The organism is Pseudomonas flavescens (assembly GCF_013408425.1).
Taxonomy (GTDB): domain Bacteria; phylum Pseudomonadota; class Gammaproteobacteria; order Pseudomonadales; family Pseudomonadaceae; genus Aquipseudomonas; species Aquipseudomonas fulva_A.
Genome location: NZ_JACBYV010000001.1, coordinates 3,491,276 through 3,514,699, shown reverse-complemented (window position 1 = coordinate 3,514,699; position 23,424 = coordinate 3,491,276). Strand labels below are relative to the sequence as shown.

The window sequence follows — 23,424 nt, the reverse complement described above, 5'->3', positions numbered from 1 at the left end:
TCCTGTGGCTTCGCCGACCTCACGATGCCCAATTACCGACATAAAGTGTCTAACCCGGTCCTGTGTTGATTCCATAAAGATCTAAAAAGCTCTTCGTTGAAATATTCCACAACGCGATCGAAGTGGTATTATTCCACTCGGCATGTGGAAATATACCACTCAAGCCGGAGTGATGATCGACGGATTATAGGGGCTTTGCATGGAGCAGTCTGGAATAGTGGGGTTCGACACACAGGGAAACCCGGAGCGCGTCAACGACCTGCGTGATGCGCCGTTTTGCTCAAAGCTCGTGTTCGCCAAGCTCCTGGGCATCGACGTCATTACCGAGGATGTCGTACGCGGCTGGATCGAATCCGGCACCGTCCCGACGGCCAAGATTGGCCGTCACCACGTCATTAACCTGCCACGCATCCGCCGAGGAACAGACTGCGGCAAGAGCATGGTCTATGCAGTGGATTGCCGTGATGACTGAGCCAATTTCTAACGAGGTAGATGCGAACGGTCAGGTTGCTCTACTCAGTTCCGCCGCCAATGACCTACGCAGCATCGAGCGTTTTGCGGCTACCTGCGGAGTCACTACCGATCAGGTGGGCGAGATGATCGAGAACGGCAGCCTGCCGAGCGTAACCCGCACTGATGTGCTGATGGTCGATCTGAGCAAGCTGCGTGCAACTGGTCTCGATGGGGAGGAGGGCGACACCGGCGAAGCTCGCAGCACTACGGGCGAACAGTTAGTCCAGGATGCTCAGGCTGCCCTGGCCTATCTCGGGCAGACCGTTCTGGTCGAGTTGATGTGGGACGATCAGTTGGAGCCTTTGTGGCAGTGCGTTCAGGTGGTGGGTGTCGTGCTGCCGGTGGTAGGTGTTTGGGCGCATGGCTATTTCATGGTGATGGGCGTGGCGGGCGCTAGCCCGTTTCCCGATGAGGTGTTCTTCTCGGATATCCGCACCCTTCGGGTGGTGCGCCTCGACGGTCGAGCCGAGGAGAGGGCGCAGGTGCCCGGTTCGGCGGAGCATGGCGCTGACGAGACGCTGTGATAACGCTACAAGGTAGCCATTCGGCAGGCGCCGGGTTCAGCGCGGCACGCTGCAGTGCCATGCTGCATGGGTAGATGGCTCCACGGCCAAAGCAGGATGCGCTAATCTTGCCGTTCGCAGGCTGCGATAGCCGTTACGCAATGGAGTGCAGGCGTGAAAAAACTGATCGTCATCATCGCCCTGGGCTTTGCCTTCTGGCACTTCTACCTGAAGCCGCCAAGCAGCCCGGTAATCACCAATGTCGCCGCCGACGGCTCGGTCTTGAGCAGCCCGGTGATCGAACAGCCCGCCCCGGCGTTTTCTCTCGAACGCTTCATCCCGACCTTCGCCTGGACCGGCACGGACGCTCAGATCAAGCCAAAGCCCCAATCACAGCCCGCCTCGAGCTATCGCTGCGATGGCCGTAAACACTGCTCGCAGATGCGTTCTTGTGACGAGGCAACGTTCTTTCTACATAACTGCCCCGGCGTAGAGATGGACGGCAATAACGATGGCGTACCCTGCGAGCGACAGTGGTGCGGTTAGTCACGAAGCGCAGGCATTGAATGGCAACTATCACGATTCGAAATCTGGATGATGACCTCAAGGCCATGCTGCGCGTCGTTGCTGCCAACCACGGGCGTTCCATGGAAGAAGAGGCGGGACAGATCATTCGCCAGGCGCTGACCAAACAAGATAAGAAAGGTGGCTTAGGGAGTCGCATCCACGCTCGTTTTTCTGCGGTGGGTGGTGTTGACCTCGATGTGCCTGAGCGAAACACCAAAGCCAAGGCTGCGAGCTTCGACGACAACGTGCTTTCCGAACTGATGAAAGCCAGTACTCGCATCTGGCGCCTGATCGCTTCGCCACCGCCTTGATCCTTTCACTGATTGCATTACTGAGCCAGAATGAGGGGCAACCTGATAGCGGCGTGCATCCGGTATAATGGCCGCTGGCGAAACCGAAGAGGCAATCCCATGACAGGTGTATCTCTGCAAGCCAAGAAGGCTTATTGCGCCAAGGCACGCCGGTCGAACTACGCGGCCAGCCTGCGCCTCGAGGGGTTCAACACGACCCAGGCCGATGCCGAGCGTAAGCTCCCGACCCGTGAGGCTGCTTTGAACGCTGCGCGGTCTAGTCAGGCCTGATGCTCGACAAGTACGGCGCTGGGCAAGATCCTTACTGCTACCCAGGCACCGATGTTCTACGTAATCGTCTTGGCCTGACTGACGATAGCGCTCTCCATGAAGCTGAGCGCAGCCTCTCTGAAATCGCAGCTAGCCAGCTGGACTTCGACCTCCCTCCCTACGATCTCGCCTACCTGCAGCGTATACACCGGCATCTGTTCGATGATGTCTACGACTGGGCGGGTGAGTTGCGCACGGTCGATATCTCAAAGGGCGGAACGCATTTCTGCAACGTGACCCGCATCGAGGCTGAATTCACCAAGCGGCTCAAGCAAGTAGTTTCAACTGGCTGGTTCGAGGAGATGGCTCGCCCGGATCTGGTCGTTGCGGCTGCAGAACTGTACGGCGATCTGAATATCATCCACCCATTTCGCGAGGGCAACGGCCGGGCTCAGCGGATTCTCTTCGAGCACCTGATCATCAACGCGGGCTATCAGGTCGACTGGTGGGGTGTAGATGAGGCTGAGTGGATTCAGGCAAACATCGATGCAGTGGTTTGCGACTATCGCGCAATGACCGCCATTTTCGAGCGCTGCATCGGTGATCCCATCGCCTGATGTGGCGGGACAAGAAAGGGACGGTTTGGGGACACTCCAGAAACAAAAAAGGGCTTACCTTTCGGTAAACCCTTGTTTTGTTTGGTGGCTACGCAGGGACTTGAACCCCGGACCCCAGCATTATGAATGCTATGCTCTAACCAGCTGAGCTACGTAGCCGAGTGGCGCGCATTTTCCGCATCTGCCCCTGGTGTGTCAAGCCTTTGGGCAGAATAAATTTACGCACTTTCAAACGCTTAGCCGAACGGCTGCGCTTTGCCGGTGGGCGCTCGGTGGTGAGGGGGGCTCAGCCGACCTCGACGCGGTTGCGGCCGTTCTTCTTGGCGCAGTAGAGGGCGGCATCGCTACGGCACAGTACGGTGTCGGGGGTGGTGTCCTGGCGCTCGAGCAGGGCGATGCCGACGCTCAGGGTCAGATGGATCTTTTTTCCTTCGATGTTCAGGGGCTCGTCCTTGAGGCTGTGTTGCACCCGGCAGGCGAAGTCGCGGGCCTGGATCAGCCCCGCGCCGCTGAGCACCACGGCGAATTCTTCGCCGCCGACACGGCCGGCCAGGTCGCTCTTGCGCAACTGTTCGCGAAGGATGCGGCTGAAGTGACGTAGCGCCTGGTCGCCAATGGCGTGGCCCCATTTGTCGTTGACCAGCTTGAAGTGGTCGAGGTCGCACATCAGCAGGGTGGAGGTGAAGACGTCGCTGCGCTGGATACGCGCCAGCTCGGTTTCCAGGTGGGTCATGAACACCCGGCGGTTGGGGAGCTGGGTGAGGGCGTCGAGGGAGGCGAATTCCTGCAGCTCGCTTTCGATGCGCTTGCGTTCGGTGATGTCGGTGACCACGCCGTGCCAGACGATGCTGCCGTCGGCTTCACGTTGTGGCCGCGCTTCGCCCAGGCGCCAGCGCAGGCCCTGGCGCGGCAGTATCACGCGGTATTCGATGTGCCAGGTGCTCAGCTCGCGTTCGGCGCGCAGGCGGGCCATCTGGTAGGTCTCCATGTCGTCCGGGTGGACCAGGGTATGGAGGATCTCCGGGTCTCTGTCGATCTGTTCGCGGGTGGCTTCGAACATGTCGTAGACGCCGGCGCTGAGGTAGGTGAAGTAGCCACTGCTGTCGGGCAGGCTGCGGAACTGGAAGACCATGCCGGGCACCTGGTCGGTCAGCCGGGTGATCAGTTCGACGCTGCGTTGCAGGCGTTCGGAGAGCTCGCGCAGGGCGGTGATGTCGGTGGTGGTGCCGAGCATGCGCAGGGCATTGCCCCGTTCGTCACGGGCAACCACCTTGCCGCGGCTGCACACCCATTTGTAGCTGCCGTCGCGGCAGCGCAGACGGTGCTCCACTTCGTAGCTCTCGGTGTGGCCAGCGAAGTGCGCGAGCACGGCTTCCTGCACGTAGGTGCGGTCGTCGGGATGGACGCGGCCGTAGCTGTCCTCGATACGGTTGCTGACCTCGTGGTCGGCGTAGCCGAGCAGGGCTTTCCAGGCGCTGGAGTAGTGGATCTCGCCGGTCACCACGTCGCGGTCCCAGATGCCCGTGCCGCTGCCCTGAATGGCCAGGGCCATGCGGCTTTCCTGGGCGAGCAGGGCTTCGCTGGCCTGGCGGGCGGCGGCTTCGCGGCGGATCTGTTCGAGCAGGTTGGCGGCGCTCTCGGCGATATCGTCCAGGGCCAGCAACTGCTCGTCGCTGAGCCGCTGCGGTTCGCCATCGGCCAGGTAGAACACGCCCAGGTAGCCGCCATCGACGCTGCGCAGCGGGTAACCGACGAAGAAACCGGGCGACGGCGCGGCCTGGGGCGCGGTGTCGAGGCGGGTGTCGGGCAGCAACAGGGGCGAGTGGCCGAGGCCGGTGCGGGCGATCAGTTCCTGCAGGTAGGCGTCCAATGCTGCGGGCAGGCGTTGCTCGGGCTCTGTAGAACCGCTGAGGTGGGTGTCGGTTGCGATCCTTGCGAGGGTGACGCCACACAGGCGTTTTGCGAGCCGGAACAAAGCGTCGAAACGGGCTTCCGCGGGGGCGGCGTTCGACGATTCCAGAAGCTCATCGTCAGGTTTCAAGGGACTGCGCCTGCTGGGGAGGGCTGGGCCAGTATACTGCGGCGCTGGAGCGAAGAGATGGTGAGTGGTGGCTAAATGCCGCCATTTTACTGCCGTTCGTCTGCCGGGCAGCTGGTAGCGTGCCTGCCAGCACCGCCGTGACTGGCTGTGCGGGCTTTTCCAGGCATGCAGAAACGACGAAGCCGCGTAAAAACGCGGCTTCGTCTGGTCAGGGTGCGGCTTAGACGTTGAAGCGGAAGTGCATCACGTCGCCGTCCTTGACGATGTATTCCTTGCCTTCCAGGCGCCATTTGCCCGCTTCCTTGGCACCGGCTTCGCCCTTGAACTGGATGAAGTCGTCATAGGCGATGACTTCGGCGCGGATGAAGCCTTTTTCGAAGTCGGTGTGGATCGCGGCAGCGGACTGCGGTGCGGTGGCGCCGACCTTGACGGTCCAGGCACGTACTTCCTTCACGCCGGCGGTGAAGTAGGTTTGCAGGTTGAGCATCGAGTAACCGGCGCGGATCACGCGGTTCAGGCCAGGCTCGGTCATGCCCATGGTCTCGAGGAACATCTGCATTTCTTCCAGATCGTCCAGTTCGGCGATCTCGGCCTCGATCTTGTTGCACACCGGTACCACGATGGCGCCTTCGGCGTCGGCGATGGCTTGCACCACGTCGAGCAGCGGGTTGTTCTCGAAGCCGTCTTCGGCGACGTTGGCGATGTACATCACCGGCTTGGTGGTCAGCAGGTGGAAGGTCTTGGCCAGGCGCTTCTCGTCGTCACCCAGGGTCTTGAGCAGGCTGCGCGCCGGCTTGGCTTCGGTGAAGTGGGGGATGAGCTTTTCCAGCAGCGCTTTCTGCGCCACGGCTTCCTTGTCGCCGCCCTTGGCGGTACGGGTGACGCGCTGCAGTTGCTTCTCGCAGCTGTCGAGGTCGGCCATGATCAGTTCGAGGTCGATGATCTCGATGTCACGCTTGGGGTCGACGCTGTTGGCGACGTGGATGACGTTCTCGTCTTCGAAGCAGCGCACCACGTGGGCGATGGCGTCGGTCTCGCGGATGTTGGCGAGGAACTTGTTGCCCAGGCCTTCACCCTTGGACGCGCCCGCCACGAGGCCGGCGATGTCGACGAATTCCATGGTGGTGGGGATCACGCGCTCGGGCTTGACGATCTCCGCCAGGGCGTCGAGGCGCGGGTCGGGCATCGGCACGATGCCGCTGTTCGGCTCGATGGTGCAGAACGGGAAGTTCTCGGCCGCGATACCGGATTTGGTGAGGGCATTGAACAGGGTGGACTTGCCGACGTTGGGTAGGCCGACGATGCCGCAATTGAATCCCATGGTGTGTCCCTCGCGCCAAAGGCGGTAGATGAAGTTAGAGAGTGGCTTTCTGGCTGTGCAGCTTGCGCATCGCTACCGTCCAGTCACCGGCGAGTATTTCCGGGAGGACGTCGAGGGCGAAGCCGATGCTGGTATCCAGCAGTTCCTGCTCGCCACGCGGTGCGCGGCCCAGCACGAAGTTGGAAACCATGCTGGCGTGCCCGGGGTGGCCGATGCCAAGCCGCAGGCGGTGGAAATTATTCTGGTTGCCGAGCTGCGCGATGATGTCGCGCAGCCCGTTATGCCCGCCGTGCCCGCCACCCTGTTTGAGTTTGGCGACGCCGGGGGGCATGTCGAGTTCGTCGTGGGCCACCAGGATTTCTTCGGGCTTGAGCTTGAAGAAATTCGCCAACGCCGCCACGGACTGGCCGCTGCGGTTCATGAAGGTGGTGGGGATGAGCAGACGAACTTCGCGACCCTGATGGACGAATTTGCCCACCAGGCCGAAATACTTGCGATCGACGCTGAGGTTCACGCGCTGGCTGTCGGCCAGGCGCTCAACGAAAAGGGCCCCTGCATTATGCCGGGTCTGGTCGTATTCGGGACCCGGGTTACCCAGGCCAACGATCAGTTGTACGGCAGTCATACAGGAGCCCTTTCCTAAAGCAGTTCCACACCGAGGTGTGGAGCTCGCCAATTACTCGGCGGTGCTTTCGCCTTCGCCTTCAGCTGCGTCTTCTACACGAACGCGCGGCAGGTGGATGCTGGCAACCGGCAGATCGCTGCCGTGGGCCAGAGCAACCAGCTCAACGCCTTTCGGCAGTTTGATGTCGGACAGGTGAACGGTCTGGTCCAGTTCGACTTTGGCGATGTCGACTTCGAGGAATTCCGGCAGGTCTTTCGGCAGGCAGGAAACTTCGACTTCGTTCAAGGAGTGCAGGACTTCGCCGCCGCCTTGCTTGACGCCAACCGAGGTGGCTTCGTTGATGAAGTGCAGCGGTACGTGTGCGGTCAGTTTCTGGCCAGCGATCACGCGGATGAAGTCAGCGTGCAGAACGAAGCCTTTGGACGGGTGACGTTGCAGGGCTTTGATCAGTACGTTTTCTTTCTTGCCATCAACGGTCAGGTTCAGCACGTGGCTGAACGCCGCTTCGTTTTCCAGCAGCTTGGCGAAATCCTTGGCAACCAGGCTGATGGACAGAGGGGCTTTCTCGCCACCGTAAACTACGGCAGGAACCAGGGCGGCGTTACGACGCAGGCGGCGGCTCGCACCTTTCCCCAGGTCGGAACGCGCTTCGGCATTCAGAGTAAATTCAGCAGTCATTTCACTTCTCCAGAATAACCAAACCGCCCGTTACGCTTGCGACCAGCGACGGGGCGGTTCGGTGATGTGCCTGGCCAAATGGCCAGGCGTCTTTTTACCAGCGGTATTCCGGGTTAGCGGAACATCGCGCTGATAGATTCTTCATTGCTGATGCGGCGTACCGCTTCAGCGACAACCGGCGCGATGTCCAGTTGGCGAATGCGCGAACAGGATTGCGCGGCAGCGGACAACGGGATGGTGTTGGTCACCACCAGTTCGTCCAGTACCGAGTTCTCGATGTTCTCGATGGCGCGGCCCGACAGTACCGGGTGAGTCGCATAAGCGAACACCTTGGCGGCGCCGTGTTCCTTCAGAGCCTTGGCCGCGTGGCACAGGGTGCCGGCGGTGTCGACCATGTCGTCGACCAGGATGCAGGTACGACCTTCCACGTCACCGATGATGTGCATCACTTCGGAGTGGTTGGCTTTCTCACGACGCTTGTCGATGATCGCCAGGTCCACGCCCAGGGACTTGGCCACGGCACGCGCACGCACCACGCCGCCGATATCCGGGGAGACGATCATCAGGTTGTCGAAACGCTGATCTTCGATGTCGTCCACCAGTACTGGCGAACCGTAGATGTTATCTACCGGAATATCGAAGAAGCCTTGAATCTGATCCGCGTGCAGGTCGACGGTGAGAACACGGTCGATGCCCACTACGGTCAGCATGTCGGCCACGACTTTGGCGCTGATTGCCACACGGGCGGAACGCGGACGGCGATCCTGGCGGGCATAGCCGAAGTAGGGGATGACAGCGGTGATTCGAGTGGCTGAGGAGCGGCGGAAGGCATCTGCCATCACGACCAGTTCCATCAGGTTGTCATTGGTTGGCGCGCACGTCGGCTGAATCAGGAAGACGTCTTTACCGCGGACGTTTTCGTTGATTTCGATCATGATTTCGCCGTCGGAAAACTTTCCGACAGAGGCATCGCCGAGGGGGATGTGCAGCTGACGAACGATACGTCGCGCCAGATCGGGGTTAGCATTCCCCGTAAAGACCATCATCTTGGACACGCGCAGTACCTGCCGGCTGAGGGTAACCTGGATGAGTATAAAAATGGCAGGGGCGGCTGGATTCGAACCAACGCATGCCAGGATCAAAACCTGGTGCCTTACCGCTTGGCGACGCCCCTGTATCGTGTGTGACGCAATGCTGCTCAATTCGGTAGTACGAGCCACCCTTGGGTGGTTATGGCAGGGGCGGCTGGATTCGAACCAACGCATGCCAGGATCAAAACCTGGTGCCTTACCGCTTGGCGACGCCCCTGTAACGTATAACCGATGCTACGCATTCACTTCCTGGCCAGTTCTTGCAGCGTGCGGTGCAACATCGAAACGTTGGCACCCTGCGCGACAAAACTTGGCAGTGTGGCTGGAAGTTGGCGGGCGACTTTATCAGCATCGTCCTTGTTTGGGAAGCTCCCAAACACACAAGCTCCAGTGCCGGTCAATCTTGTTGGAACAAATTTGTTCAGCAAGATCAGTGCGTTACGAACAGCTGAGTAACGCTTCTCGACGACCGGCTGGCAGTCATTACGACCACCCCCCTCAAGAAGGCTGCGAACTTTAATGGGCGGCGTATCGCGTGTCAACTCAGGGTCGGAGAAAACTTCTGCTGTACTGACAAGCACTTGCGGCACGGCGACGAGAAACCAGGGCTCGGGCAGCTCCACGGGCGTGAGTTTCTCGCCGACACCTTCGGCGAATGCCGCACGGCCGCGCACGAATACCGGCACGTCGGCACCCAGGCTCAGGCCCAGTGCTGCCAGGCGATCCTCGCTGCAATCGAGCTTCCAGAGGTGAGCGAGGCCGAGCAGGGTCGTGGCGGCGTCCGAGCTGCCGCCACCGATGCCGCCGCCCATGGGCAGCCGCTTGTCCAGCCAGATATCCGCACCCAGGCGCGTGCCGCTCTGTTCCTGCAACTGCCGCGCAGCCCGCACGATCAGGTTGCTGTCGTGGGGCACGCCCGCGATCTCGGTGTGCAGGCGAATGACGCCATCGTCGCGCAGGCTGAAGCCGAGCTGGTCCCCGTGGTCGAGGAACTGGAACAGGGTCTGCAGCTCGTGATAACCGTCTTCACGGCGGCCGAGAATGTGCAACATCAGGTTGAGCTTGGCCGGAGCCGGCAGAATCAGCTCGGCGTGAGCAGGGATGGCGTGGGTCGTCATGGGAGCAATGGCTGGCGAGAGGGGATTAGAGAGCGCTGCAGGCTAACGTAGCCCGTGGCCCGGGTCGAGCGCGGCGATACCACGGGCAAGGTCCCGCGTGGCGCTGCGCGAATGCGTGATACCGCACTGAACCCTAGGTGCCGGCTTGCCGACGATCAGGCTCAGCGCGCGACACGGCAATGCATCGCACGCTGACGGACGGGACGGGTCACTGGCCGAGTTGGCGCGGTTGCCAGTCCTTGATCACCAGGGTCACCTGAATGTCGTGGCCTTCGAGGCGCAGGCGCTCGGGCAGCCAATAGCCATTCTGCTCGGCATAGCGGGTGTAGCTCACTTCCCAGCCATCCTGGCTCAGTTGCGCCAGGCGGCTGTCTTTGTCGAGGGTCAGGCGGCTCTTGCTGTCCGGGGCGGGCAGGCCGCGGATCCACCAGAGCAGATGGGAAACCGGCAGGTTGAGGCCCAACTGCTGTTGCAGGAGTTCTTCCGGCGATTCGGCCTGGTAGCGGCCCTGGTTGGCGACTTCCAGCGTTACGTCACCCGGGCGCCCGGTGAGGCGTGCGGCGCCACGGCCGAGCGGGCCGGACAGGCGAATGTCGGCGTAATCCTGGCGTTGCAGCCAGAACAGCGTGCCGCTGCCGGAGTCACGCGGGGCGCGGATGCCGACCTTGCCGTTGATCTGCCAGCCGTCGAGGGTGCTGATCTGTTGCTTGTGCGCCTGCCAGCGCGCCGGGTCGCCCAGGCCCTGTTCCACCGCTTCACGGGTGGACAGGCCGGAGCAGCCAGCGAGCAGGGTTACCAGGGCGAGTGCGAGTAGGGGGCGGAACTGCATCAAGGCCTCTCTGATCCGGTCAGGCGCAGCACGGTGCTGCGCAGGATTTCACTGTCGGGCTGTTCCTTCAGCGCGTCACGCCAGATCTTCCTGGCCTCGCGCTGCTTGTTCTGAGCCCACAGCGCTTCGCCCAGGTGGGCGGCGACTTCGTGGTCCGGGAAGCGTTCGAACGCCTGGCGCAGCAGTTTCTCCGCTTCGGCCAGGTTGCCCAGGCGGAAGTTGGCCCAGCCGAGGCTGTCGAGGATCGCCGGATCTTCGGGGTTGAGGTCGTGCGCCTGCTGGATCAGTTCCAGGCCTTCCTGATGGCGATCCGTGCGGTCGACCAGGGTGTAGCCCAGGGCGTTGAGCGCCATGGCGTTGTCCGGCTCGCGGTCGAGGATGGTGCGCAGATCCTGTTCCAGCTGCTTCAGGTCGTTGCGCGGCTCGGCCAGCATGGCGCGGGTGTAGAGCAGGTTGAGGTCACCCGGGTATTGCGCCAGTGCCTGCTGGATCAGCGCCCAGGCCTTGTCCGGCTGGTTCTGCTTGGACAGCGACTCGGCTTCGATCAGGTACAGCTGCAGGGCATAGTCCGGCTCGCTGTCGCGCGCTTCGGCCAGGTGCCTGGAGGCTTCGGCGCCACGGCCGTTGGCGACCAGCAGATCGGTCATGCGCGCCTGGGCCGGCAGGTAATCGTTGCCGCCGCCGACCATGGAGTAGGCGAGCAGGGCTTCGTCCACATCGCCCAGGGCTTCGTGGGCGCGGCCGAGGTTGTACTGCGCCGGGTCGACGTGGGCATCGCGGGCCACCAGCTCTTCCAGGTAGACGATGGCTTCGCGCCAGGCTTCGGCTTCCAGGCACACCAGTGCCAGGGAGAAGCGCAGGTCGTCGTCTTCGGGAAACTGTTGCAGCAGCGAAGAGAACTCGCCACGCGCGTCGTCCATGCGGCCGAGTTCGACCAACTGGCGGGCATAGGTCAGGCGCAGGCGCTTGTCGCTGGGGTTCTGCTCCATGCCTTTCTTGAGCAGCGGCAGCGCTTCCTCGCCACGGCCCAGGCTCTGCAGCAGGCGCGCACGCAGCAGCAGCGGCACGGCCTGGTCCTGCTTGGCGTCGGTGTTCTCGAGCAGTTTCAGGGCTTCTTCGGGGCGGCCATCCTGCTGCAGCAGCAGGGCCTTGCCGAACAGCAACTGGCCGTCGTTCGGGTACTTGCCGAGCAGGCGGTCGAAACTCTGCAGCAGGCCGGCGCGGGTGTCCGGATCGGTTTCCGCCGCCGACAGGGCGAGGAAGTCGAAATGGGTGTTGCCCTGGCGCTGCAGCACGCGCTCCATGTAGGTCATGGATTCGTCGTAGCGACCGGCACGCGCCAGTTGCACGGCAGCGGCACGCTGCGCGTCCACGTTGCTGGGAGCGTTCTTGGCCCAGACCAGCGAGGTTTCCAGCGCTTCTTCGTCGGCACCCAGGTATTCGGCGATGCGGAAGCCGCGCTCGGCGACGCCCGCATCCTGAGTCGAGTTGGCCTGCTGGACGTAGTTGCTCAGGGCGATGTCGAAGCGATTGCGCTGCCCTGCCAGTTCGGCGGTGAGCAGTGCCAGCAGGGTTTCCTGGCTGAACGAGCCGTACGCCTCGGGCGCCTCGGCCTGCGCTTGATTGCCCGGTTCTTCCACGGGCGCGGTGCCATCCGGAGCGGACGGCGCAAAAGTCTGGCAACCACCCAAAAAGGCAAGGGCGGTCAGCAACGCGATGGGTCTATTCATAGAGGAAATGCGACTAACCTGCGGTTTTGGCCATCATGACACAAGCCGTTGGGCAAGCCCATGGGCAGGCCGTGTGTCCTGGCGATGTGAGGTTGGACTGCCGAACCCGGGCAGTGTTGCATCGGATCAAAGGCGCTCCCTTGCCGGCCAGCGAACTCGCCCGCTGGTGAGGTGAGCCACGCCGTTGGTCGACTGCATATAGAGGTCAATCAGGCCTGTCGGGCTTCGGCGGGCATGCCCTGCCGGTGTGGCGGGTTGAGTAATTCTCATTGCCGGCGATCGATGTTGGCTATCGTCGCGATGCGGTGGGCAATGGTTGTCCTACCTCGACCGAAGTAGGACAATTGGCGGCTTCCACCCCCCTGTCAGCGACGTGCATGGCCTTTATCGCCCTCGGTATCAACCACAAGACCGCTTCGGTGGACGTCCGCGAGCGCGTGGCTTTTACCCCGGAGCAGCTGGTAGAGGCGCTGCAACTGCTTTGTCGGCACACGCCGAGCCGTGAGGCGGCGATTCTGTCGACCTGCAATCGCAGCGAGCTGTATCTCGAGCAGGACGGTCCGGGCGTCGATGCGGTGCTTGGCTGGCTGGCCGATTACCACCATTTGAGCCTCGACGAGCTGCGAGCCTGTTCCTACGTTCACGAAGACGATGCGGCAGTTCGTCACATGATGCGCGTGGCGTCCGGCCTCGACTCCATGGTGCTGGGCGAACCGCAGATTCTCGGTCAGATGAAGTCGGCCTTCGCCGTGGCTCGCGAAGCCGGCACCCTCGGCCCGTTGCTGGGGCGTTTGTTCCAGGCCACCTTCAGTACCGCCAAGCAGGTGCGTACCGACACGGCCATCGGCGAGAACCCGGTATCGGTGGCGTTCGCCGCCGTGAGCCTGGCCAAGCAGATCTTCGCCGACCTGCATCGCAGCCAGGCGCTGCTGATCGGCGCGGGGGAGACCATCAGCCTGGTCGCCCGTCACCTTCACGATCAGGGGATCAAGCGAATCGTCGTGGCCAATCGTACGCTCGAACGCGCCAGCAGCCTGGCCGAACAGTTCGGCGCCCATGCCGTGCTGCTTTCCGATATTCCCCAGGAACTGGCGCACAGCGATATCGTCATCAGTTCCACCGCCAGCCAGTTGCCGATTCTTGGCAAGGGCGCGGTGGAAAGTGCCCTCAAGCAGCGCAAGCACAAGCCGATCTTCATGGTCGACATCGCCGTGCCGCGCGACATCGAGCCTCAGGTCGGTGAGCTGGACGATGTCTATCTGTACACCGTCGACGACCTGCACGAAGTCATCGAGGAGAATCTCAAGAGCCGCCAGGGCGCAGCCCAGGCCGCCGAAGAGCTGGTCGCCGTCGGTGCCGATGATTTCATGGTGCGCCTGCGCGAGCTGGCCGCGGTGGATGTGTTACGCGCTTACCGGCAGCAGGCCGAGCGCCTGCGCGACGATGAACTGGCCCGTGCCCAGCGCATGCTCGCCAACGGTGCCGCCGCCGAAGACGTGCTGGCGCAACTGGCCCGCGGCCTGACCAACAAGTTGCTGCACGCGCCCAGCGTGCAATTGAAAAAATTCTCCGCCGACGGGCGCGCCGATGCGCTTGGCGTGGCCCAGGAACTCTTCGCCCTCGAAGAAGGCGCGTCGTCCAACAAAGGCATGCAATGAAAGCTTCGCTGATCAATAAACTCGACGTTTTGCAGGATCGTTTCGAAGAGGTCACGGCCCTGCTCGGTGATGCCGAAGTGATCGGCAACCAGAACCAGTTCCGCGCCTATTCCAAGGAATACGCCGAGATCGAACCGGTGATCATGGCGTTCCGCGAGTTCCGCAAGGTACAGGCCGATCTGGAGGGCGCCCAGGCGCTGCTCAAGGACAGCGACCCGGACATGCGCGAAATGGCCGAGGAAGAAGTCGACACCGCCAAGGCTCGCCTGCTCGAGCTGGAAGACAGCCTGCAGCGCATGCTGCTGCCCAAGGACCCCAACGACGGTCGCAACGTGTTCCTCGAAGTGCGTGCCGGCACCGGCGGTGACGAGGCGGCGATCTTCTCCGGCGATCTGTTCCGCATGTACTCGCGCTATGCCGAGAAGCAGGGCTGGCGCGTCGAGGTGCTGTCGGCCAACGAAGGTGAGCACGGCGGCTTCAAGGAAGTGATCGCCCGGGTCGAGGGCGACAACGTGTTCGCCAAGCTCAAGTTCGAATCCGGCGCGCACCGTGTGCAGCGCGTCCCGGAAACCGAGTCCCAGGGGCGCATTCATACGTCGGCCTGTACCGTGGCGGTGTTGCCCGAGCCGGACGAGCAGATGGCCATCGAGATCAACCCGGCCGACCTGCGCGTCGACACCTATCGCTCCTCGGGCGCCGGTGGTCAGCACGTCAACACCACCGATTCGGCGATCCGCATCACCCACATTCCCACCGGTACCGTGGTCGAGTGTCAGGAAGAGCGCTCGCAGCACAAGAACCGCGCCAAGGCCATGGCCTGGCTGGCGGCCAAGCTCAAGGACCAGCAGGACGCCGCCGCGCACAAGGAAATTTCCGACACGCGCAAGCTGCTGGTCGGTTCCGGTGACCGCTCCGAGCGTATCCGTACCTACAATTTCCCCCAGGGCCGGGTCACCGACCACCGCATCAACCTGACCCTGTATTCGCTCAACGAAGTGATCGCCGGTGGCGTCGACGCGGTGATCGAACCGCTGCTTGCCGAATACCAGGCCGACCAGTTGGCCGCGCTGGGCGATTGAGCCCCGAGTGGGCTTGAGGAAGGATGTCGTGGACGGTGCATACGTGATCGATAAATCTCCTGTAGGAGCCGGCTTGCCGGCGCTCATCGCGCGAACGACTTCGCTGGCAAGCGAGTTCCCACGAAAGGCGGTGCGTCATGGCTTCCATTGAGTCTCTATTGAACGCCGCCGATCTGCCGGACTCACCCAGCGCCCGTGTGGATGCCGAGCTGTTGCTGGCCCATGCCCTTGGCAAGTCGCGCAGCTATCTGCGCACCTGGGCGGATCGTGAGGTCGAGGCCGATGCGGCTGGGCGATTCGCGGCCAGCCTGGCGCGCCGACGTGAGGGCGAGCCGGTGGCTTACATTCTTGGCCGACAGGGCTTCTGGAGCCTGGATCTGGACGTCGCGCCGCATACCCTGATTCCACGCCCCGATACCGAACTGCTGGTGGAAACCACGCTGGCGTTGCTGCCGGGCAGCCCGGCGCGGGTGCTCGACCTGGGCACCGGCAGCGGCGCCATCGCCCTGGCCCTGGCCAGCGAGCGCCCGGCCTGGCAGGTGACCGGCGTCGATCGGGTCGAGCAGGCCGTGGCCCTGGCGCAAGGCAATCGGGCGCGCCTCGGCCTGGAAAACGCCGCCTTTTTATCCAGCCACTGGTTCGAAGGGCTGGGCGGCGAGCGCTATGCCGCGATCGTCAGCAACCCCCCCTATATCGCCAGTGACGACCGTCATCTGGGCGAGGGCGATGTGCGCTTCGAGCCGAGCAGCGCGCTGGTATCGGGCGTCGATGGGCTGGACGATATCCGTTCGATCATCGAGCAGGCGCCGGCGCATCTGATGGCTCCCGGCTGGTTGCTGCTCGAACATGGCTTCGATCAGGCCGAGGCCGTGCGCGCGTTGCTGAGCCAGCGCGGTTTTGCCGAGGTTCACAGCCGCCGCGATCTGGCCAGTCATGAACGCATCAGCCTGGGGCGGTGGCCGCATGAATGAACACTTGAGTGATGAAGAGCTGCTGCGCTACAGCCGGCAGATCCTGCTGTCGCAGGTCGATATCGACGGCCAGCTGCGGCTCAAGGGCAGCCGCGTGCTGATCGTCGGCCTCGGTGGGCTCGGTTCGCCGGTAGCGCTGTATCTGGCGGCGGCCGGGGTCGGTGAGCTGCACCTGGCGGATTTCGACAGCGTCGACCTGAGCAACCTGCAGCGGCAGATCGCCCACGACACCGCGAGCATCGGGCAGAGCAAGGTGGATTCGGCGCTGGCGCGGCTGGCGGCGATCAACCCGGGGATCCAGCTGCGTGCCCACCGCCAGGCGCTGGATGCGGACTCTCTGGCCGCAGCGGTGACGGCGGTCGATCTGGTGCTCGACTGCTCGGACAACTTCACCACCCGCGAGGCGGTCAACGCGGCCTGTGTCGCGGCCCGCAGGCCGCTGGTCAGTGGCGCCGCGATCCGCCTGGAAGGGCAGTTGTCGGTGTTCGACCCGCGACGTGCCGACAGCCCCTGTTATCACTGCCTGTACGGCCATGGCAGCGAAGCCGAGCTGACCTGCAGCGAAGCCGGTGTGGCGGGCCCGCTGGTCGGCCTGGTCGGCAGCCTGCAGGCTCTCGAAGCGCTGAAGTTGCTGGCCGGTTTCGGTGAGCCACTGGTGGGGCGGTTGCTGCTGATCGATGCTTTCGGCTCGCGCTTCCGCGAGCTGCGGGTCAAGCGCGATCCGGGGTGTGCGGTCTGTGCGGGCAATGCCCATGAGTGAAGCGCCGATTGGGGTGTTCGATTCCGGTGTTGGCGGCCTCACCGTACTGCGCGAGATCCGCAGCCTGCTGCCGCAGGAGTCGCTGCTGTATGTGGCCGATAGTGGTCATGTGCCCTATGGCGAAAAGAGCGCCGAGTACATCCGCGAGCGTTGCCGCGCCATCGCCGAGTTCCTGCTGGCCCGCGAGGCCAAGGCGCTGGTGCTGGCCTGCAACACCGCGACCGTGGCCGGCGTCGCCGAACTGCGCTCGCTTTACCCGCACTTGCCCATCGTCGCCATGGAGCCTGCGGTGAAACCGGCTGCCGCTGCGACCCGTTCCGGCGTGGTCGGCGTGCTGGCGACGACCGGCACGCTGAAAAGCGCACGATTCGCCGCGCTGCTCGACCAGTTCGCCAGCGATGTGCGGGTGGTCACTCAGCCCTGTCCGGGCCTGGTGGAGCTGATCGAAGCGGGAGAGCTGGACGATCCGCGGCTGCATGCGTTGCTGCGCGGCTATGTCGACCCACTGCTTGCCGAGGGCTGCGACACGCTGATTCTCGGCTGCACCCATTACCCTTTTCTCAAGCCCTTGCTGAGCCAATGGCTGGACCCGTCGATCAGCCTGATCGACACCGGCGCCGCCGTCGCCCGGCAACTGCAACGGTTGCTGGGGGAGAGAGAGTTGCTGGCTGCCGGCCCGGCAGCGCCAGACCGTTTCTGGTGCAGTGGCGATCCCGCGCTCATGCAGAACGTCATGCCGCGTTTGTGGGGCCATGCCGAACGGGTAAACGGTTTTTTCTGAACAGCCGGTCAGCCGCCGTCTGCCGACCCGCCATCGTTTTCACCTCTCCTCAAACGCTGCCGTGCAGGGCTCTAGCCCGGGGGCTGGCAGGCACGCGCTGGAAACGCCCGTGGGCCAATGGCCATTAAATATTTTTAGAACAAATGGAACTTAGCTAAAGTCTGTAACTATAGTTTTCCCCGTGCCGCACTTAAAACAATCCGTGATCCCTATAAAAAGGATGTTTCCAATGAAGAAGCTGGTTGGCTTGGCCGCTGCAGTTGCGTTGTCTCTTGGCTCGGTAACAGCAGTTCAGGCCGCAGGTTTGACCTTTTCCGTGGGTCAGTCTGGTGATTCCACCATGGTTTACCGTCTCGGTGCTCAATTCGATTTCAACAGCCGCTGGTTCGAAAGCAGTGTCGGCCATCTGGGCGGCTACTGGGACGCCGGCTACACCTACTGGGAAGGTGACGACACGTCGACCAACCACAGTGTTTCCTTCGCACCGGTGTTCGTTTACGAGTTCGCCGGGCAGAACGTCAAACCCTACCTGGAAGCCGGTATCGGTGTGGCAGCGTTCTCCAGCACCAAACTCGAGTCCAATGACCTGGGTTCTTCGTTCCAGTTCGAAGATCGCATCGGCGCGGGCCTGCGTTTCGCCGGTGGTCATGAAGTCGGTATTCGTGCGATCCACTATTCCAACGCGGGCATCAAGAAGCCCAACGATGGCGTCGAGTCTTATGCCGTGCATTACCGTCTGAATTTCTAAGCGGCTTTCTCGCAATACCGGAACCGGGCCTCGCGCCCGGTTTTTTATGCTCGCCGCACGTTCACGGCCAGTTGGCTGACGTGCTGTCAGCGGTAGATGCTGGAAATGCCGCGACGCTCTTCCAGGCACTCGGGGGCGCCCAGTTCGAATTCGCGGCAGATCAATGGGCGCACCTCGTAGATGGTGCAGCGCATGGTGTCGCGATCCAGGGCCGCGCACCAGCCGTCATCCAGACGGCGCATCACCTCGCCGCCCCAGTCATCGTTGTCGATGAAACGCTCCGGCACGCCGGTATCGGTGATCAGCATGACTTCCAGCTGACAGCAGCAGGCCGCGCAGGTGCTGCAGCTGACCTCGGTGCTTTCGGGAATCTGCGTGTGGGGGATGTAGTGGTTGGCGCTCATCGGCGTAGTTTACGCCAGGTGCCGTCGCAAGGCGTGGGTTCAAGCCGAGTGGTTGTTCGCTGCATGCAGTCGGGCGAAGCCATGCAGCACCGGCAGCATGGCCGCCCACATCAGTGCCAGCAGAATCAGGGTGGCAGCGCTGCCATAAGGGAAGTTCACGCCATCGAGGCTGGCTGCCGCGTAATAGTGCAGCGGCGCGAGGCAGGCGCCCAGCAGGCTGGCGCGCCACCAGGGGCGAGCGGTCCAGGCCAGGCAATGGCACAGGGTGCTGCCGAGCAGCAGCCAGGTCAGGGCCAGCCAGAGGGGAATCAACTGGCGCGGTTCGCCGAAGTCGAACAGGCCGAACTGCAGCAGAAAGCTGTCCACCGCACTGCCGAACAGGAACACGCTCACCAGCAGCTTGCCTTCGCGTTGCCAGCTGCCGATATGCAGCAGGTGCACCAGCATGATCACTGCCACCAACCACAACCAGAGGCCGCCGCCAGCTATGCAGGCGAACCAGCCGATGGCGAAGAGCAGCGCGTTGAGCAGGTTTCTGGGCACCGAGAATTTCCGATAGTCGCGATAAATCAGCCGCTGATGGCAGCGACGGCTGTGCAAGAACGGCGATGGTGCCTTCGTGGCGGGCTGCGCTGCAACCGCCCCGGTGGTTTCATTACGTGTCGCGGTCCTTGCGGGCCAGCCATTTGCCGAGTGCCAGTTGCAACCGGGCGGGCAGCCGGCCGAGCAGGCCCAGTGCAGCGATGAACGGGCCGGGGAAGGCGATTTCCAACGGGCGAGCGTCGAGTCTGTCGGCGATGTGATTGGCGGCTTTGCCCACGGACCAGCGCATGGGCATGGGAAAATCGTTGTTCTCGGTCAGCGGCGTATCGACGAAGCCGGGGCTGACCACGGTGACGGCGATGCCTTCCTGGGCGAGGTCCACGCGCAGGGACTCGAGCAGATAACGCAACGCCGCCTTGGATGCACCGAAGGCACCGGCGCCAGGCAGCGGCACGTAGGTGACCGCGCTGGCCACGCCGACCAGGTGCGCCGACTCGGCCTGGCGCAGCAACGGTAGTGCCGCGACGATGCAGTGGCTGGCCGAGAACAGGTTGGTGCGCATTACCCGCTCCACCGTGTCTGCTTCGAAGTTGCTGGCATCGATGTACTCGCAGGTGCCGGCGTTGAGAATCGCGCAGTCCAGTGCGCCCCACTGTTCGGTGAGGTGGGCGGCAATGGCGTTGACCTCGGCGGTTTCATTGAGGTCGCCGGGCAACACCAGTACCTGGTCAGGAAAGCGTGCCGCCAGGGCCCGCAGCGGTTCTTCACGGCGTGCACTCAGGGCCAGGCGATGACCATCACGCAGCAAGCGTTCTGCCAGGGCATGACCGATGCCACTGCTGGCACCGGTGAGCCAGATCCGTTTGCTGAAGGCGCTCATGCGAGCTCGCTGGCCGAGGGCAGGTTCTTGAACGCGTCCAGAGCGCGCTGGCGACTGGCGCGCAGGTCGACGATGGGCAACGGGTAGTCCGGGCCGCTGCCGAACAGGCCTTTCTGCCCCTTGCTACCGGCGTGCGGGTCGTGAATCGCCTTGTCGCTGAGTTTGGCCAGTTCCGGCAGCCAATGGCGGATGAAACGGCCATCCGGGTCGAAACGCTGGGACTGGCTCACCGGATTGAAGATGCGGAAGTAGGGCACCGAGTCGGTGCCGGTCGAGGCACTCCACTGCCAGCCGCCGTTGTTGGCGGCGAGGTCGCCGTCGATCAGGTGGCGCATGAAGAAGCGTTCGCCCTCGCGCCAGTCGATCAGCAGGTTCTTGGTCAGGAACATCGCCACCACCATACGCAGGCGGTTGTGCATCCAGCCGGTTTCCAGCAACTGGCGGATCGCCGCGTCGATGATCGGGATGCCGGTGCGGCCTTCCTGCCAGGCCTGCAGATCCTTGCCGGCGTCACGCCAGGGCAGGGCTTCGGTCTCCGGGCGGAAGGCACGGTGCATGGAGACCCGTGGGTAGCCGACCAGAATGTGGTGGTAGAACTCCCGCCAGATCAGCTCGTTGACCCAGGTGACGGCACCCTGATTGCCGCTTTCGAACTCGCCCTGGTTGTTGTTCAACGCCGTGTGCAGGCACTGACGCGGCGAGACCACGCCCGCCGCCAGGTAGGCGGACAGTTGGCTGGTACCGGGGCGCGCGGGAAAGTCGCGGTTGTCGTGATAGTCCTCGATCCATTCATCGGCGAAGCGCTGCAGGCGTTCACGAGCGACCTGCTCGCCGGCCGGCCAGGTATCGCGCAGCGCCTGGCTTGGCGTTTCGAAGCCGGCAACGCTGTCCGGCACCTGGTCGGCGTCGATGTTCAGCTTCGTCTGGGCTTTCGGCAATGCCACCAGGGGCGGCAGCGCACTGTGCAGGCGCTGGTAACAGACGCCACGGAACTGGCTGTAGACCTTGAAGTAGGTGCCCGTGCGAGTCAGTACGCTGCCGGGCTTGAACAGCAGGCGGTCGAGGTGGCTGTGGAAGTGGACGCCCAGCTCATCCAGCGCGGCGGCGACATCCCGGTCACGGCGGGCCTCGTTGACGCCGTATTCCTCGTTGGCGTGCACGGCTGAGGCTTCCAGTTCCTGCGCCAGTTTACCGAGTGCCTCTGGCGCGGCGCTCCATCGATCCGCCTCGCGAATCAGCAGCGGCACGTTGAGGCGCTGCAGTTCCAACCTCAGTTCGGCCAGGTTGCGCAGCCAGAAATCCACCTTGCTCGGTGCATCGTCGTGCTGGCGCCACTGAGCCGGGCTGAGCAGGAACACCGCGACCGTAGGCCCAGCCTGCATGGCTGCGGCCAGCGCGCTGTTGTCGGTGACGCGCAGGTCGGTTCGAAACCACATCAGTTGCAACATGAGTCGTCCTATTCGAGCAGATGGCGATCGGCGAGCGTCTGCAGCGCTGCCAGCGGATCGGCCATGAAGGTAATGTCTGCGCCCGATGGCGCACTGGCGATCAGTCGCTCACCACGCGCCGGGTCTTGCACCCCGATCAGCAGGCAGGGAATGCCGTGGTCGCCGAGCCAGTGATGCAGTGATGACTCGGCGTCGGGGTTGGCGTCCGCCTCGCAGAACAGCAGCAGGGCGCGGGGTTGCAGGCGGGCGATGGCCAAGGGCAGCTCGCTGGGCGGAATCGGCCCGTCGAAGGCGTCGACCGGGCAGCCGGCGGTGCCGATCAGCCAGGCGCACAGCCACAGCTGCGGCGACATCGGCACCTGGCAGAGATTGATCAGCAGCAGCGGCTTGCCACTGTGCTGACGGTTGTCGTGGTAGACCCGTGCGCCGAGCTTGCTGCGCAACCAGCTGTGCAGGAACAGCCGTTCGGTCTTCGCGCCGGGGCGCTGCGGCCAGCGTTCTTCGAGGGTTATCAGCAGCGGCAGGAGCAGGTGCTGGCAGAGAATCTGTGGCGGATAGAGCGACAGTTCGGCGTTGAAGCGTTCGTCCAGCTGACGCTCGTCGAGCAGGTGGATGGCGTGGCACAGCTGTTCACGTTTTTCCTGCCATTGCGACGCCTGGTCGGCGGGCAGCGGCTGATCCGCTCGCAACAGGCCCTTGACCTGGCCGACCGATACGCCGCGATTGAGCCAGCCGAGTACGGCCCGGATGGTCTGCACCTGCTCCGGGGAGTACAGGCGGTGACCCTTGGCGGTGCGGTGCGGGACGATCAACCCGTAACGGCGCTCCCAGGCGCGCAGGGTGACCGGATTCACGCCGGTCAGGCTGGCGACGTCGCGGATCGGCAGGTAGCCGTCGGCGATGGCGTCGCGATACGTCTCGGCACCTGGCTCGGCAGAGGTCTGCTGGTTCATAGGGCGTTCCGCAGGCTGAGGTTTTCCGGGTGCGGCTGCAGGTACACCTGCTGGGCGATGTAGCTGTCGGGGTGTTGCCGGAAGTGGTGCTTGAGCAGTGTCAGCGGTACCACCAGCGGCACGATGCCCTGCCGGTACTGACCGATCAGCTGCTGCATTTCCTGTTTTTCTCCGGCGCTCAGGGAGCCCTTCAGGTAGCCGCTCAGGTGTTGCAGCACGTTGGCGTGCGTACCGCGTGTCGCGCAGCGTTTCAGTGCGATCATCAGCTCGCCGATGTAGTGCTCGGCCAGGCTGGGCAGATCCTGCCCGGACAGGTCGCCGAGCAGGCGGCCGAGGCGTTTGTAGCGCAGTGGATCGGTGGCCATCAGCAGGTACTTGTGGCGGGCATGGAACTCGATCAGCTTGCCGCGGCTCAGGCCGGACTGGCAAAGCGCCTGCCACTGCGCGTAGGTGAATACCCGGGTCAGGAAGTTCTCGCGCAGCACCGGGTCGTTGAGCCGGCCATCTTCCTCGATGGGCAGGTTCGGGTGGCGCTCGCACAGCACGGCGGTGTACAGGCCACGACCTTTCGGCTCGCTGGGGTGACCGTTGTCCTGATACACCTTGACCCGCTCCAGGCCACAGGACGGCGACTGCTGCATGACGATGTAGCCGCAGATCGGCGGCAGCTCGGCGGCCACCTGCTCGCCATAGGCGGTCAGCGCCTCGGTGTGATCCTTGTCGGGGTGCACGGTGCCCACGGCGCGGGGTGATGCCGGGTCGCCGACCAGGCGGATCGGCTCGCGCGGCGTACCCAGGCCGATGGCGACTTCGGGGCAGAAGGGGACGAACTCGAAATAGTCGCGCAACCGATCCAGGCACAGCCTGGAGGCCTTGTGGCCGCCGTTGTAGCGTACTTCGGCACCGAGCAGGCAGGCACTGACGCCAAGCTTGGGTTTTTCGCGGTGGAGCGGGCTGACGGGCATGGCGCACCTTCGAGAATGTGCTTGTACAAGGATTTATTTTT

The 23,424-nt window shown here is 63.4% G+C and carries 25 protein-coding genes, 3 tRNA genes and 1 pseudogene; 12 read left to right on the top strand and 17 right to left on the bottom strand.

All coding sequences use genetic code 11. The features are described 5' to 3' along the window. Positions 1–199: 199 nt before the first annotated feature. The 6 genes and pseudogenes from FHR27_RS15715 (at position 200) to FHR27_RS15690 (ending at position 2,760) form a co-directional block, all read left to right on the top strand. Positions 200–472: a DNA-binding protein gene (locus FHR27_RS15715; protein ID WP_179539017.1), complete on the top strand. Its 273-nt coding sequence runs from the start codon at positions 200–202 to the stop codon at positions 470–472. Continuing rightward, entirely contained in the window at positions 447–1,037 is a 591-nt protein-coding gene (locus FHR27_RS15710) for a hypothetical protein (protein WP_179539016.1), read from the top strand. The genes FHR27_RS15715 and FHR27_RS15710 overlap by 26 nt, the downstream gene beginning before the upstream one ends. A gap of 153 nt (positions 1,038–1,190) precedes the next feature. Then, positions 1,191–1,562: an excalibur calcium-binding domain-containing protein gene (locus FHR27_RS15705; RefSeq protein WP_179539015.1), complete on the top strand. Its 372-nt coding sequence runs from the start codon at positions 1,191–1,193 to the stop codon at positions 1,560–1,562. A 20-nt stretch (positions 1,563–1,582) separates the two neighbouring features. Further along, positions 1,583–1,825: pseudogene (locus tag FHR27_RS15700) on the top strand (FitA-like ribbon-helix-helix domain-containing protein); the annotation flags it as partial. Positions 1,826–1,993: 168 nt separating this feature from the next. Then, complete coding sequence (locus FHR27_RS15695; RefSeq protein WP_156152798.1) at positions 1,994–2,164, top strand: YhfG family protein; 171 nt, start codon at positions 1,994–1,996, stop codon at positions 2,162–2,164. Continuing rightward, positions 2,164–2,760 (top strand): putative adenosine monophosphate-protein transferase Fic, encoded by a 597-nt coding sequence (locus FHR27_RS15690; RefSeq protein ID WP_179539013.1) that lies wholly within the window; start codon positions 2,164–2,166, stop codon positions 2,758–2,760. Before FHR27_RS15695 ends, FHR27_RS15690 begins: the two co-directional genes overlap by 1 nt. An 82-nt stretch (positions 2,761–2,842) precedes the next feature. On the opposite strand, the gene FHR27_RS15685 is transcribed toward FHR27_RS15690, so the two are convergent. From FHR27_RS15685 to FHR27_RS15635, 11 genes are all read right to left on the bottom strand, one after another. Continuing rightward, positions 2,843–2,919: transfer RNA gene (locus FHR27_RS15685), tRNA-Met, on the bottom strand. Positions 2,920–3,046: 127 nt separating this feature from the next. Then, complete coding sequence (locus FHR27_RS15680) at positions 3,047–4,801, bottom strand: sensor domain-containing diguanylate cyclase (RefSeq protein WP_257026915.1); 1,755 nt, start codon at positions 4,799–4,801, stop codon at positions 3,047–3,049. A gap of 220 nt (positions 4,802–5,021) precedes the next feature. After that, positions 5,022–6,122, bottom strand: a complete 1,101-nt coding sequence (ychF, locus tag FHR27_RS15675) for a redox-regulated ATPase YchF (RefSeq protein WP_042556214.1) — start codon at positions 6,120–6,122, stop codon at positions 5,022–5,024. 34 nt (positions 6,123–6,156) lie between these two features. Further along, a complete protein-coding gene (gene pth, locus FHR27_RS15670) occupies positions 6,157–6,747 on the bottom strand; it encodes an aminoacyl-tRNA hydrolase (protein ID WP_042556215.1) in 591 nt (196 codons plus the stop codon). 51 nt (positions 6,748–6,798) lie between these two features. Further along, positions 6,799–7,425, bottom strand: a complete 627-nt coding sequence (locus tag FHR27_RS15665; RefSeq protein ID WP_042556216.1) for a 50S ribosomal protein L25/general stress protein Ctc — start codon at positions 7,423–7,425, stop codon at positions 6,799–6,801. A 113-nt stretch (positions 7,426–7,538) separates the two neighbouring features. Beyond that, positions 7,539–8,480 (bottom strand): ribose-phosphate pyrophosphokinase, encoded by a 942-nt coding sequence (locus FHR27_RS15660; protein WP_042556284.1) that lies wholly within the window; start codon positions 8,478–8,480, stop codon positions 7,539–7,541. A gap of 44 nt (positions 8,481–8,524) precedes the next feature. Further along, positions 8,525–8,599, bottom strand: a tRNA-Gln gene (locus FHR27_RS15655). Positions 8,600–8,658: 59 nt separating this feature from the next. Then, positions 8,659–8,733: transfer RNA gene (locus tag FHR27_RS15650), tRNA-Gln, on the bottom strand. 25 nt (positions 8,734–8,758) lie between these two features. Next, positions 8,759–9,634 (bottom strand): 4-(cytidine 5'-diphospho)-2-C-methyl-D-erythritol kinase, encoded by an 876-nt coding sequence (gene ispE, locus FHR27_RS15645; RefSeq protein ID WP_042556217.1) that lies wholly within the window; start codon positions 9,632–9,634, stop codon positions 8,759–8,761. 208 nt (positions 9,635–9,842) lie between these two features. After that, on the bottom strand, positions 9,843–10,463 hold the full coding sequence (gene lolB / locus FHR27_RS15640) for a lipoprotein insertase outer membrane protein LolB (protein ID WP_179539012.1): 621 nt from the start codon (positions 10,461–10,463) through the stop codon (positions 9,843–9,845). Then, positions 10,463–12,193 carry a tetratricopeptide repeat protein gene (locus tag FHR27_RS15635; RefSeq protein WP_042556219.1) on the bottom strand — a complete coding sequence of 577 codons (1,731 nt, stop codon included), beginning with the start codon at positions 12,191–12,193 and terminating at the stop codon, positions 10,463–10,465. Before FHR27_RS15635 ends, lolB begins: the two co-directional genes overlap by 1 nt. A gap of 377 nt (positions 12,194–12,570) precedes the next feature. On the opposite strand from FHR27_RS15635, the gene hemA reads away from it, so the two are divergent. From hemA to FHR27_RS15605, 6 genes are all read left to right on the top strand, one after another. Further along, a complete protein-coding gene (hemA, locus tag FHR27_RS15630; protein WP_042556220.1) occupies positions 12,571–13,851 on the top strand; it encodes a glutamyl-tRNA reductase in 1,281 nt (426 codons plus the stop codon). Then, positions 13,848–14,930, top strand: coding sequence for a peptide chain release factor 1 (gene prfA, locus FHR27_RS15625; protein WP_179539011.1), 1,083 nt, complete (start codon positions 13,848–13,850; stop codon positions 14,928–14,930). Before hemA ends, prfA begins: the two co-directional genes overlap by 4 nt. Positions 14,931–15,067: 137 nt before the next feature. After that, positions 15,068–15,901: a peptide chain release factor N(5)-glutamine methyltransferase gene (prmC, locus tag FHR27_RS15620; protein ID WP_179539010.1), complete on the top strand. Its 834-nt coding sequence runs from the start codon at positions 15,068–15,070 to the stop codon at positions 15,899–15,901. Further along, a complete protein-coding gene (locus tag FHR27_RS15615) occupies positions 15,894–16,661 on the top strand; it encodes a molybdopterin-synthase adenylyltransferase MoeB (RefSeq protein ID WP_042556223.1) in 768 nt (255 codons plus the stop codon). The genes prmC and FHR27_RS15615 overlap by 8 nt, the downstream gene beginning before the upstream one ends. After that, the gene (gene murI / locus FHR27_RS15610; protein ID WP_179539009.1) at positions 16,654–17,442 is read left to right on the top strand and encodes a glutamate racemase; all 789 of its coding nucleotides are present in this window, start codon (positions 16,654–16,656) and stop codon (positions 17,440–17,442) included. Before FHR27_RS15615 ends, murI begins: the two co-directional genes overlap by 8 nt. Positions 17,443–17,671: 229 nt before the next feature. Beyond that, entirely contained in the window at positions 17,672–18,190 is a 519-nt protein-coding gene (locus FHR27_RS15605) for an acyloxyacyl hydrolase (protein WP_042556225.1), read from the top strand. Between the two features lie 86 nt (positions 18,191–18,276). On the opposite strand, the gene FHR27_RS15600 is transcribed toward FHR27_RS15605, so the two are convergent. The 6 genes from FHR27_RS15600 to FHR27_RS15575 all read right to left on the bottom strand — a co-directional run bounded on the left by FHR27_RS15600 (position 18,277) and on the right by FHR27_RS15575 (position 23,383). After that, on the bottom strand, positions 18,277–18,594 hold the full coding sequence (locus FHR27_RS15600) for a YkgJ family cysteine cluster protein (protein ID WP_042556226.1): 318 nt from the start codon (positions 18,592–18,594) through the stop codon (positions 18,277–18,279). 39 nt (positions 18,595–18,633) lie between these two features. After that, positions 18,634–19,137, bottom strand: a complete 504-nt coding sequence (locus FHR27_RS15595) for a DUF2878 domain-containing protein (RefSeq protein WP_179539008.1) — start codon at positions 19,135–19,137, stop codon at positions 18,634–18,636. 112 nt (positions 19,138–19,249) lie between these two features. Then, positions 19,250–20,017, bottom strand: a complete 768-nt coding sequence (locus FHR27_RS15590) for an SDR family NAD(P)-dependent oxidoreductase (RefSeq protein ID WP_179539007.1) — start codon at positions 20,015–20,017, stop codon at positions 19,250–19,252. After that, complete coding sequence (gene phrB / locus FHR27_RS15585) at positions 20,014–21,462, bottom strand: deoxyribodipyrimidine photo-lyase (protein WP_179540101.1); 1,449 nt, start codon at positions 21,460–21,462, stop codon at positions 20,014–20,016. The genes FHR27_RS15590 and phrB overlap by 4 nt, the downstream gene beginning before the upstream one ends. Positions 21,463–21,473: 11 nt before the next feature. Further along, complete coding sequence (locus tag FHR27_RS15580) at positions 21,474–22,418, bottom strand: MerR family transcriptional regulator (RefSeq protein WP_179539006.1); 945 nt, start codon at positions 22,416–22,418, stop codon at positions 21,474–21,476. After that, entirely contained in the window at positions 22,415–23,383 is a 969-nt protein-coding gene (locus tag FHR27_RS15575) for a YbgA family protein (RefSeq protein ID WP_179539005.1), read from the bottom strand. The genes FHR27_RS15580 and FHR27_RS15575 overlap by 4 nt, the downstream gene beginning before the upstream one ends. Positions 23,384–23,424: the final 41 nt, after the last annotated feature.

Coding starts and splice junctions, on each gene's coding strand:
- FHR27_RS15590 (WP_179539007.1), bottom strand. CDS start 20,017: ATGAGCGCCTTCAGCAAACGGATCTGGCTCACCGGTGCCAGCAGTGGC.
- ispE (WP_042556217.1), bottom strand. CDS start 9,634: ATGACGACCCACGCCATCCCTGCTCACGCCGAGCTGATTCTGCCGGCT.
- murI (WP_179539009.1), top strand. CDS start 16,654: ATGAGTGAAGCGCCGATTGGGGTGTTCGATTCCGGTGTTGGCGGCCTC.
- FHR27_RS15575 (WP_179539005.1), bottom strand. CDS start 23,383: ATGCCCGTCAGCCCGCTCCACCGCGAAAAACCCAAGCTTGGCGTCAGT.
- hemA (WP_042556220.1), top strand. CDS start 12,571: ATGGCCTTTATCGCCCTCGGTATCAACCACAAGACCGCTTCGGTGGAC.
- pth (WP_042556215.1), bottom strand. CDS start 6,747: ATGACTGCCGTACAACTGATCGTTGGCCTGGGTAACCCGGGTCCCGAA.
- FHR27_RS15600 (WP_042556226.1), bottom strand. CDS start 18,594: ATGAGCGCCAACCACTACATCCCCCACACGCAGATTCCCGAAAGCACC.
- prfA (WP_179539011.1), top strand. CDS start 13,848: ATGAAAGCTTCGCTGATCAATAAACTCGACGTTTTGCAGGATCGTTTC.
- FHR27_RS15665 (WP_042556216.1), bottom strand. CDS start 7,425: ATGACTGCTGAATTTACTCTGAATGCCGAAGCGCGTTCCGACCTGGGG.
- FHR27_RS15615 (WP_042556223.1), top strand. CDS start 15,894: ATGAATGAACACTTGAGTGATGAAGAGCTGCTGCGCTACAGCCGGCAG.
- FHR27_RS15605 (WP_042556225.1), top strand. CDS start 17,672: ATGAAGAAGCTGGTTGGCTTGGCCGCTGCAGTTGCGTTGTCTCTTGGC.
- ychF (WP_042556214.1), bottom strand. CDS start 6,122: ATGGGATTCAATTGCGGCATCGTCGGCCTACCCAACGTCGGCAAGTCC.
- lolB (WP_179539012.1), bottom strand. CDS start 10,463: ATGCAGTTCCGCCCCCTACTCGCACTCGCCCTGGTAACCCTGCTCGCT.
- FHR27_RS15580 (WP_179539006.1), bottom strand. CDS start 22,418: ATGAACCAGCAGACCTCTGCCGAGCCAGGTGCCGAGACGTATCGCGAC.
- FHR27_RS15690 (WP_179539013.1), top strand. CDS start 2,164: ATGCTCGACAAGTACGGCGCTGGGCAAGATCCTTACTGCTACCCAGGC.
- FHR27_RS15695 (WP_156152798.1), top strand. CDS start 1,994: ATGACAGGTGTATCTCTGCAAGCCAAGAAGGCTTATTGCGCCAAGGCA.
- FHR27_RS15635 (WP_042556219.1), bottom strand. CDS start 12,193: ATGAATAGACCCATCGCGTTGCTGACCGCCCTTGCCTTTTTGGGTGGT.
- FHR27_RS15710 (WP_179539016.1), top strand. CDS start 447: ATGCAGTGGATTGCCGTGATGACTGAGCCAATTTCTAACGAGGTAGAT.
- FHR27_RS15715 (WP_179539017.1), top strand. CDS start 200: ATGGAGCAGTCTGGAATAGTGGGGTTCGACACACAGGGAAACCCGGAG.
- prmC (WP_179539010.1), top strand. CDS start 15,068: ATGGCTTCCATTGAGTCTCTATTGAACGCCGCCGATCTGCCGGACTCA.